The sequence below is a fragment of the Pseudomonas sp. A-1 genome (genome assembly GCF_004801855.1).
GTDB lineage: Bacteria > Pseudomonadota > Gammaproteobacteria > Pseudomonadales > Pseudomonadaceae > Geopseudomonas.
In genome coordinates this window covers 1-9,222 of record NZ_SSTC01000115.1, presented here as the reverse complement: position 1 = coordinate 9,222, position 9,222 = coordinate 1, and the positions used below count along the sequence as shown (strand labels likewise).

Annotated in this window: 8 protein-coding genes; 6 read left to right on the top strand and 2 right to left on the bottom strand. The window is 70.9% G+C overall.

The window, feature by feature from the left end; all coding sequences use genetic code 11:
• From E5198_RS18880 to der, 6 genes are all read left to right on the top strand, one after another.
• Nucleotides 1–315: DUF4115 domain-containing protein (locus E5198_RS18880; RefSeq protein WP_136491494.1), on the top strand; the 315-nt coding region annotated here is incomplete at its 5' end.
• Nucleotide 316: 1 nt separating this feature from the next.
• Nucleotides 317–1,426 (top strand): flavodoxin-dependent (E)-4-hydroxy-3-methylbut-2-enyl-diphosphate synthase, encoded by a 1,110-nt coding sequence (ispG, locus tag E5198_RS18875; protein ID WP_136491493.1) that lies wholly within the window; start codon nucleotides 317–319, stop codon nucleotides 1,424–1,426.
• 9 nt (nucleotides 1,427–1,435) lie between these two features.
• Nucleotides 1,436–2,725: a histidine--tRNA ligase gene (hisS, locus tag E5198_RS18870; protein ID WP_136491492.1), complete on the top strand. Its 1,290-nt coding sequence runs from the start codon at nucleotides 1,436–1,438 to the stop codon at nucleotides 2,723–2,725.
• Nucleotides 2,726–2,753: 28 nt separating this feature from the next.
• The gene (locus E5198_RS18865; protein WP_136491491.1) at nucleotides 2,754–3,398 is read left to right on the top strand and encodes a YfgM family protein; all 645 of its coding nucleotides are present in this window, start codon (nucleotides 2,754–2,756) and stop codon (nucleotides 3,396–3,398) included.
• A complete protein-coding gene (bamB, locus tag E5198_RS18860) occupies nucleotides 3,398–4,540 on the top strand; it encodes an outer membrane protein assembly factor BamB (RefSeq protein WP_136491490.1) in 1,143 nt (380 codons plus the stop codon). Before E5198_RS18865 ends, bamB begins: the two co-directional genes overlap by 1 nt.
• A gap of 98 nt (nucleotides 4,541–4,638) precedes the next feature.
• Nucleotides 4,639–6,123 carry a ribosome biogenesis GTPase Der gene (der, locus tag E5198_RS18855; RefSeq protein WP_136491489.1) on the top strand — a complete coding sequence of 495 codons (1,485 nt, stop codon included), beginning with the start codon at nucleotides 4,639–4,641 and terminating at the stop codon, nucleotides 6,121–6,123.
• A 203-nt stretch (nucleotides 6,124–6,326) separates the two neighbouring features.
• Here der and E5198_RS18850 read toward each other — a convergent pair whose 3' ends face one another.
• Nucleotides 6,327–7,571, bottom strand: a complete 1,245-nt coding sequence (locus E5198_RS18850) for a TIGR03862 family flavoprotein (RefSeq protein WP_372239895.1) — start codon at nucleotides 7,569–7,571, stop codon at nucleotides 6,327–6,329.
• A gap of 46 nt (nucleotides 7,572–7,617) precedes the next feature.
• The gene (locus E5198_RS18845; RefSeq protein ID WP_136491487.1) at nucleotides 7,618–8,961 is read right to left on the bottom strand and encodes an MATE family efflux transporter; all 1,344 of its coding nucleotides are present in this window, start codon (nucleotides 8,959–8,961) and stop codon (nucleotides 7,618–7,620) included.
• Nucleotides 8,962–9,222 lie beyond the last annotated feature (261 nt).

The window sequence follows — 9,222 nt, the reverse complement described above, 5'->3', positions numbered from 1 at the left end:
GCCGTCGCCCCCGCTGCCGAGGTCCCGCCCGCGGCCGAGCCCGCGGCGCCGGCGCCGCAGGTCGCTGCCGGCGAGGGCCTGGTGCAGCTCAGCTTCAGCGCCGACTGCTGGACCCAGGTCACCGACGCCAACGGCCGGGTGCTGGTCAGCACCGTCAAGCGCGCCGGCGACAGCCTGCAGCTGGCCGGCAAGGCGCCGCTCGAACTGCGCCTGGGCAATGCCCGGGTCGCCCAGGTGCGCTACAACGGCGAGCCGGTCGAGCACCGCAAGAACATGACCGCCAGCGGCACCGCCCGCATCAAGCTGGGACAGTAACATGCACTGCCATTCCCCGATTGTGCGCCGCAAGTCGCGGCAGATCCGCGTCGGCTCGGTACTGGTCGGCGGCGATGCGCCGATCTCGGTGCAGAGCATGACCAACACCGACACCTGCGACGTCGCCGCCACCGTGGCGCAGATCCGTCGCCTGGAAGACGCCGGCGCCGACATCGTGCGCGTCTCGGTGCCCGACATGGACGCCGCCGAGGCCTTCGGCCGCATCAAGCAGCAGGTCCGCGTGCCGCTGGTCGCCGACATCCACTTCGACTACCGGATCGCCCTGCGCGTCGCCGAGCTGGGCGTCGACTGCCTGCGCATCAACCCGGGCAACATCGGCCGCGAGGACCGCGTGCGCGCGGTGGTCGATGCCGCCCGCGACAAGGGCATCCCGATCCGTATCGGCGTCAACGCCGGTTCGCTGGAGAAGGACCTGCAGAAGAAGTACGGCGAGCCGACTCCCGAGGCGCTGGTCGAATCCGCGCTGCGCCATGTCGACCATCTCGACCGTCTGGACTTCCAGGACTTCAAGGTCAGCGTCAAGGCCTCCGACGTGTTCATGGCGGTCGGTGCCTACCGCCTGCTCGCCGGGCAGATCGAGCAGCCGCTGCATCTGGGCATCACCGAGGCCGGCGGCCTGCGCTCGGGCACCGTCAAGTCGGCGGTGGGTCTGGGCATGCTGCTCGCCGAGGGCATCGGCGACACCATCCGCGTGTCGCTGGCTGCCGATCCGGTCGAGGAGATCAAGGTCGGCTTCGACATCCTCAAGTCGCTGCACCTGCGTTCGCGCGGCATCAACTTCATCGCCTGCCCGAGCTGCTCGCGGCAGAACTTCGACGTGGTCAAGACCATGAACGAGCTGGAGCAGCGCGTCGAGGACCTGCTGGTGCCGCTCGACGTGGCGGTGATCGGCTGCGTGGTCAACGGCCCGGGCGAGGCCAAGGAGGCCCACGTCGGCCTCACCGGCGGCACCCCGAATCTGGTCTACATCGACGGCAAGCCGGCGCACAAGCTGGACAACGACAACCTGGTCGACGAGCTGGAGAAGCTGATCCGCCAGAAGGCGGCGGAGAAGGCTGCGGCCGACGCCAGCCTGATCGCCCGCAGCTAAGGAATTTCCGTGAGCAAGAACATCCAGGCCATCCGTGGCATGAACGACATCCTGCCGGAGCAGACCCCGCTCTGGCGCCATCTCGAGAACAGCGTCGCCGGCCTGCTCGACGGCTACGGCTACCGGCAGATCCGCATGCCGATCGTCGAGTTCACCGACCTGTTCAAGCGCTCCATCGGCGAGGTCACCGACATCGTCGAGAAGGAGATGTACACCTTCGAGGACCGCAACGGCGACTCGCTGACCCTGCGCCCGGAAGGCACCGCCTCCTGCGTGCGCGCGGTGCAGGAGCACGGCCTGATCGGCGGCGGCCAGCCGCAGAAGCTGTGGTACATCGGCCCGATGTTCCGCCACGAGCGCCCGCAGAAAGGCCGCTACCGCCAGTTCCACCAGATCGGCGTGGAGCTGTTCAACTTCGACGGCCCGGACGTCGACGCCGAGCTGATCGTGCTGACCTGGCGCCTGTGGGGCGTGCTGGGCATCCGCGACGCGGTGCAGCTGGAGCTCAACAGCCTGGGCAGCAGCGACGACCGCGCGCGCTACCGCGAGGCGCTGGTCGAATACCTGTCGGCGCGCTTCGAGCAGCTCGACGAGGACAGTCAGCGTCGCCTGGCCAGCAACCCGCTGCGCATCCTCGACAGCAAGAATCCGGATACCCAGGCGCTGCTGGTCGACGCCCCCAAGCTGGCCGACTACCTGTCCGAGGAGTCGCGCGTGCACTTCGCGGGCCTGAAGGCGCGTCTGGACGCCGCCGGCATCCCCTACGTGCTCAATCCCAAGCTGGTGCGCGGCCTCGACTACTACGGCAAGACCGTGTTCGAGTGGACCACCGACAAGCTCGGCGCCCAGGGCACCGTGTGCGCCGGCGGCCGCTACGACGGCCTGGTCGAGCAGCTCGGCGGCAAGCCGACCCCGGCGGTGGGCTTCGCCATGGGCGTCGAGCGCCTGGTGCTGCTGATCGAGACCCTCGACAAGGTGCCGGCCGAACTGGCCCGCCAGGTCGACGTCTACCTGGCCGCCTTCGGCGAGGCCGCCGAACTGGCCGCGCTGAAGCTCTCCGAGCAGCTGCGCGACGCCGTGCCGGGCCTGCGCCTGGTGGTCAACGCCGGCGCCGGCAGCTTCAAGAGCCAGCTGAAGAAGGCCGACAAGAGCGGTGCGCTGTTCGCCCTGATCCTCGGCGAGGACGAGCTGAACCAGCAGGTGGTCGGCCTCAAGCCGCTGCGCGGCGATGCCGCCCAGCAAACCATTGCCTGGGATGCGCTGAGCGCGCATCTCGCGGCTTGCCTGGCGCAAGCCTGAACCTGAATCGATCTAGGGAGTGACCGCGGTGACCTCGCGTACCGAAGAAGAAGAACTGGCGGTAATCAGGGACTGGTGGCAGCGCAACGGCAAGCCGCTGCTGGTCGGCGGCGCCCTGGCGCTGGTCGGCGTGTTCGGCTGGCAGGCCTGGCAGAACCACCAGGCCAACCAGAGCTACGCCGCCTCCGCGCTCTACCAGCAGCTGGTGGACGTCACCCTGAGCGCTCCGGGCGAGCCGGATGCCGGCAAGGTCAGCGACCTGGCCGGCAAGCTGAACAAGGACTTCGCCGGCAGCCACTACGCCCAGTACGCCAGCCTGCTGGTGGCCAAGGTGGCGGTGGACAACGGCCGCCTCGACGAGGCCGCCGGCGAGCTGCGCAAGGTGCTCGACAAGCCTGTCGACGCCACCCTCGGCGAAGTCGCGCGCCAGCGTCTGGCCCGCGTGCTGGCCGCCCAGGACAAGGCCGAGGAAGCCCTCGGCCTGCTGGCCGGCGAGGCCGCGCCGGCCTTCGTCGCCGGCCGCGAGGAACTGCGCGGCGACCTGCTGGTCCGTCTGGGCCGCGGCGCCGAGGCGCGCAGCGCCTACGAGAAGGCGCGTGCCGCGCTGCCGCAGGAGGCGGGCCTCGGCACGCTGCAGATCAAGCTGGACGACCTGGCCGACGGAGACGCCTGATGATGCGCTGGACTCATGCGGTAATGCTGGCCACGGCGGTGCTCGCCGCCGGCTGCAGCAGCAACTCGACCAAGGAGCTGCCGCCGGCCGAGCTGGAGAAGTTCGCCGAGGAAGTGCGCCTGGACAAGCAGTGGAGCCGTTCCATCGGCGAAGGCCAGGGTGAGACCTGGAACCAGCTGGAGCTGGCCGCCGAGGGCGACAGCCTGTTCGCCGCGGACATCGAAGGCCTGGTGGTGGCGATGAACCGCGAGACCGGCAAGGTGCTGTGGGAGACCGAGCTGGACAAGCCGGTTTCCGGTGGCGTCGGCGCCGGCTACGGCCTGGTGCTGGTCGGCACCCTCAAGGGCCAGGTGATCGCCCTCGACAGCGCCAGCGGCGAAGTGAAGTGGCGCGCCCCGGTGGGCAGCGAGGTGCTGGCCGCGCCGGCCAGCAACGGCAACGTGGTGGTGGTGCAGACCCAGGACGACCGCCTGGTCGCCCTCGACGCCACCAGCGGCGAGCGCCTGTGGAGCTACGAGAGCACCCCGGCGGTGCTGACCCTGCGCGGCACCGGTGCGCCGGTGGTGACCAACCAGCTGGCGGTGGCCGGCCTGTCCAGCGGCAAGGTGATCGCCCTCGACGTGCAGCGCGGCATCCCGGTGTGGGAGCAGCGCGTGGCCGTGCCGCAGGGTCGCTCCGAACTGGAGCGCATGGTCGACATCGACGGCGGCCTGCTGCTGTCCGGCGGCACCCTCTACGTGGTGACCTACCAGGGCCAGCTGGCCGCGCTCGACCTGATGAGCGGCCGTCCGCTGTGGCAGCGCCAGGCGTCCAGCTACGTCGGCGTGGCCACCGGCTTCGGCAACATCTACGTCAGCCAGGCCGGCGGCACCGTCGAGGGCATCGACGAGCGCTCGACCTCGGCGCTGTGGAGCAACGACGCCCTGGCGCGTCGCCAGCTGACCAGCCCGGCGGTGTTCTCCAGCAACGTCGCGGTGGGCGACCTGGAAGGCTACCTGCACCTGCTGAGCCAGGTGGACGGCCGCTTCGTCGGTCGCGTGCGGGTCGACAGCGACGGCCTGCGCGCCCGCCCGCTGGTGGTCGGCGACTGGCTGTACGCCTACGGCAACAGCGGCAAGCTGGTGGCCTACACCCTGCGCTGAAGGTACCGCCGGGAGGCGGTACACCTGTGAGCGGCCGCTGCAACTGACTAGACTGCAGCGGCCGTTGTGTTTTTCACGAATCACCCATGGAGAGCCGCATGGTTCCCGTTATCGCTCTGGTGGGACGCCCCAACGTCGGCAAGTCCACCCTGTTCAACCGCCTGACCAAGAGCCGCGACGCCATCGTCGCCGACTACGCCGGCCTGACCCGTGACCGCAAGTACGGCGAGGCGAAGTGGCAGGGTCGCACCTACATCGTCATCGACACCGGGGGCATCTCCGGCGACGAGGAAGGCATCGACGCCAAGATGGCCGAGCAGTCGCTGCAGGCCATCGAGGAAGCCGACGCCGTGCTGTTCATGGTCGACTCGCGCGCCGGCATGACCGCCGCCGACCAGATGATCGCCGAGCACCTGCGCAAGAACAACAAGCGCACCTTCCTGGTCGCCAACAAGGTCGACACCGTCGACCCGGACATCGCCCGTGCCGAGTTCAGCCCGCTGGCGATCGGCGACGCCTTCCCGGTCGCCGCCGCCCACGGCCGTGGCGTCAACGCCCTGCTGCAGGCCGCGCTGGGCGAGTTCCCCAGGGACGAGGGCGAGGAGGACGAGTTCGCCGAAGGCGAAGCTGGCGAGGAGGGCGCTCCGGCCGAGCCGAAGCAGCGCATTCCCGGCCCGGACGAGCACTCCGGGATCAAGATCGCCATCATCGGCCGGCCCAACGTCGGCAAGTCGACCCTGGTCAACCGCATGCTCGGCGAGGAGCGGGTGATCGTCTACGATCAGGCCGGCACCACCCGCGACAGCATCTACATCCCCTTCGAGCGTGACGAGGCCAAGTACACCCTGATCGACACTGCCGGCGTGCGTCGCCGTGGCAAGATCTTCGAGGCGGTGGAAAAGTTCTCGGTGGTGAAGACCCTGCAGGCGATCCAGGACGCCAACGTGGTGATCTTCGTCATGGACGCCCGCGAGGGGGTGGTCGACCACGACCTCAACCTGCTCGGCTTCGTGCTGGAGACCGGCCGTGCGCTGGTCATCGCGCTGAACAAGTGGGACGGCATGGACAGCCACGAGCGCGACCGGGTGAAGACCGAGCTGGAGCGCCGTCTGCAGTTCGTCGACTTCGCCGACATCCACTTCATCTCCGCGCTGCACGGCACCGGCGTCGGCCACCTGTACAAGTCGGTGCAGGAGTCGTTCCGCTCGGCGGTGACCCGCTGGCCGACCAGCTACCTGACCCAGATCCTCGAGGATGCGGTCAGCACCCACCAGCCGCCGCTGGTCAACGGTCGGCGCATCAAGCTGCGCTATGCCCACCTGGGTGGTGCCAACCCGCCGCTGATCGTGATCCATGGCAACCAGGTCGACGCGGTGCCGCGCGCCTACTCGCGCTACCTGGAGAACACCTACCGCCGGGTGCTCAAGCTGGTCGGCACGCCGATCCGCATCGAGTTCAAGGGCGGCGAGAACCCCTACGAGGGCAAGAAGAACACCCTCACGGTGCGCCAGGTGAACAAGAAGCGCCGCCTGATGAGCCACCACAAGAAGGCCGAGAAGAAGAAGAAGGACAAGCGCCGCTGAGGTCCTTTCCTGTTGCGAAAAACGCCGCCGGCCCGAGAGGGCGGCGGCGTTTTTCATGGCGCTGGCGCGATTGATCGTTCCCACGCTCCCGCGTGGGAATGCTGCACGGGGCGCTCCCGCGTCCCGGGGGCCGCCGCTAGGGGACGCGGAGCGTCCCGGGAGTCGTGCTCACGCGGAGCGTGGGCACGATCACGACGCAGTGCTCAGCGCCGCGCCAGCCAGCGTAGCGCGCCCAGTCCGGCCGCCCGGCCGCTGGCGAAGCAGGCGGTCAGCAGGTAGCCGCCGGTCGGCGCCTCCCAGTCGAGCATCTCGCCGGCGCAGAACACCCCCGGCAGTTCACTCAGCATCAGGTTGGCGTCCAGCGCCGCGAACGGCACGCCGCCGGCGCTGCTGATCGCCTCGTCCAGCGGGCGCGCGCGGACCAGTTCCAGCGGCAGCGCCTTGATCGCTGCGGCCAGGCGAGTCATGTCCTGGAAGGTGGCGGCGTCGGTCAGCTCGCGCAGCAGGCCGGCGCGCACGCCGTCGATGCCCAGGCCGGCCAGATGGCGGGCCAGCGAGCGCGAGCCGCGCGGTTTGTTCAGCGCTGCGGCGACCTGCTCGCGGGAGCGGTTGGGCAGCAGGTCCAGATGGATCACGGCGCGGCCAGCGTTGTCGATCTGTTCGCGGATCGGCGCCGACAGCGCATAGATCAGGCTGCCTTCCACGCCGCTGGCGGTGACCACGAACTCGCCCTGACGCGGGGCGCTGCCATCGAGACTGATCGCCACCGGCTTGACCGGCGCGCCGGCGAACTTGTCGCGGAAGAATGCCGTCCAGCCCGCCACCTCGAAGCCGCAGTTGCTCGGCTTGAGCGCCGCCACCGCGACGCCGCGCTGCTCCAGCAGCGGCACCCAGGCGCCGTCCGAGCCCAGGCGCGCCCAGCTGCCGCCGCCGAGGGCCAGCACCACGGCACCGGCTTCGATGCTGCGCGCGCCCTCGGGCGTGGCGATGCGCAGCGCGCCGGATGCGTCCCAGCCCAGCCAGCGCGCACGGGGGTGCAGTGCGACGCCCTGCTCGCGCAGGCGACGCAGCCAGGCGCGCAGCAGCGGCGCGGCCTTCATGTCGCTGGGAAACACCCGCCCGGAGCTGCCGACGAAGGTGTCGATGCCGAGAGCGTGGATCCAGGCGCGCAGGGCGTCGGCGTCGAACTCCTCCAGCAGGCGGCCGATCTCGGCGGCGCGCGCGCCGTAGCGCTGCACGAAGGCCGCCTTCGGCTCGGCGTGGGTGATGTTCATGCCGCCGACGCCGGCGAGCAGGAACTTGCGGCCCAGCGAGGGCATGGCGTCGAACAGCTCCACCTGCGCGCCGCCGGCGGCGAGCACTTCGGCGGCCATCAGGCCGGCGGGGCCGCCGCCGATCACGGCGACGCGGGGGGAGGCGGGAAGCGGGGAGCTGGACATGGCGGGCAGCGGACAGGGAAACGGGGCGGCATTCTAGCAGCTCGCCGCGCCGGGCTCAGGTCGCCGCGATCCAGCCGTCGCGCCGCTCGATGCGCCAGGCGCTGGCGCCGAGGATCAGGCCGCGCAGCGCCATGAAGGCGAGGAAGGCCAGCCACAGTCCGGCGTTGCCGAGGCCCTGCAGCCACCAGGCCAGCGGCAGGGCGAGGGCCAGTGCCAGCAGCATGGCGTCGCGCATTTCCCGGGCGCGGGTGGCGCCGATGAACAGGCCGTCGAGCAGGTAGCTCCACACCGCCAGCAGCGGCAGGACGGCGAGGAACGGCAGGTGGGCGTGGGCGATGGCGCGCACCGCGGCGATGTCGGTCTGCAGGTCGACGAACCAGGTGCCGGCGAACAGGAAGAAGGCGGCGAAGCCGAGGCTGGCGAGCAGCGACCAGCTGCCGGCCAGCCACAGGCTGCGGCGCAGCGCCAGGCGGTCGCGCGCCCCCAGGGCGTGGCCGCACAGCGCCTCCAGCGCATGGGCCAGGCCGTCGAGGGCGTGGGCGGTGAGCAGCAGGCCGTTGAGCAGCAGGGCGTTGGCCGCCACCGTGGCGTCGCCCAGGCGGGTGCCCTGCACGGTGACCAGCAGGAACACCCCCTGCAGCGCCAGGGTGCGCAGGAAGATGTCGCGGTTGACCGCCAGCAACGCCCGCCAGCCGGCCCAGCGGCGCAGCGCCGGCCAGTCGGCGCGCCCGGCGTATTCGCCCAGGCGCCGGCGAGCGAGATACAGGCCGAGCAGCGCGCCGCTCCATTCGGCCAGCACCGAGGCGCGCGCCGCGCCGGCCACACCCCAGTCGAGGCCATGGACGAACCACACCACCAGGGCCACGTTGAGCAGGTTGGTGGTCAGCAGCATGGCCAGCGGCGCGCGGGCGTTCTGGCTGCCGAGCAGCCAGCCGATCAGCGCGTAGCTGGCCAGTGCCGCCGGCAGGCCGAACAGGCGGATGTGCAGGTAGTCGCGGGCCAGGGCGTCCAGCTCCGCGCCCGCCTGCATCAGGCCGAGCAGCAGCGGCAGCAGCGGCACCACCAGCAGGCCGGCCAGCAGGGCGAACAGGCCGGCGAGCAGCAGGCCCTGGGCGAGCAGGGCGCGCAGGGCGCCGCCGTCGCCGCGCCCGCTGGCCTGGGCGGCGAAGCCGGTGGTACCCATGCGCAGGAAGCCGAAGGTCCACACCAGCAGGCTGTACAGGCTGCCGCCGACCGCGGCGGCGCCGAGCTGGTGGGCGTGCGGCAGGTGGCCGACCACCGCGCTGTCGACCAGCGCCACCAGCGGCACCGACAGGTTGGAGAGGATCATCGGGGCGGCCAGCGCCCCCACCCGCTGCCGGGTGGGGGCGTGACGCCAGGCGTCGGCAAGGGCGTTCATCGCGGCTCCATGGCAGGCGCGCCAGTATAAAGGTGTGCACGACTCGACGCTTGCGCGCAGGCCGCCCCTGAGCGCCAGGCCCTTCGGCTATAGTCGCAGCTCCCGCGTCCCCGATCTGCGAGCCCGCCATGTTGAACAAAGGATTGCTTCTGGCTCTCGCGCTGAGCCTGCTCAGTGCCTGCGATTCCCGCGATTCCGCCCCGGAGCCGGGCCGCGCCGCCACGCCGGCGGCCGAGCGCCAGGCGGCCGCGCCGCCGGATC